We start from the raw sequence: 733 nt of genomic DNA on the forward strand, positions 1-733 counted from the left end.
ATTAAAAATGCTGTTATTGGAATCATGATGCCATTGACAAGCATAAATATGGACTGCAGCCACTGAGCAACGTTCGCATCCAAGTTCAAGTCAGCCATAATGTGAGGCAATGCAGTTGCCAAAAGTGTCTGGTTTAAAATAGCAACAAAAGCCCCAGAAATTAATACAATCATGATTGGCCATTTGTTAAAGTTTATGTCTCCTGGTTTTGGCGGAGCTTGATTTTCGACCATATTCTCTTCCCTCTTTCTTACTACAAAATTTATACTTATCGTTACCTGAACAAGTATTTTTTATCAAATTCCGCTGGTTGTAAATTACAACTAATTATTTTGCATACGAAATTCCAACATGTACAAGAAAACATTTTAACATAACAATTGACCGACTAAAAGAGATAGGATTGAAAAACTTTTAGTACTTTGAATATCCCTGCCAAATGGGGGCTTTTAGCAAAGTAATATATAGTGGAACATCATTGAACGAGGTTTTACGGGGTCTGTATAGTTGATGAAAAAGTAATAGTTACCACACCCTTTCATACAGGCATAGTAACTATTAATGTTACAGATTATCCTTGATTAGCAGGACGAACAATTATTTCATTTACATCGACATTTTCCGGCTGATTTACAGCATAGAAAACAGCTTCAGCAATATCATCACTGTTTAGCGGGGTCATTGATCCACCGCGTTTTTTCATATTGAAAAGGATTTCTTCATCCGTAATCGT

Annotated in this window: 1 pseudogene; it reads right to left on the minus strand. The window is 35.5% G+C overall.

Features of this window, described 5'->3' with window-relative positions:
• Positions 1-233 (minus strand): annotated as a pseudogene (locus AC3G7N_RS20950) (MFS transporter); the annotation flags it as partial.
• Between the last annotated feature and the right edge of the window lie 500 nt (positions 234-733).

It is taken from the genome of Virgibacillus carmonensis, from assembly GCF_057836705.1.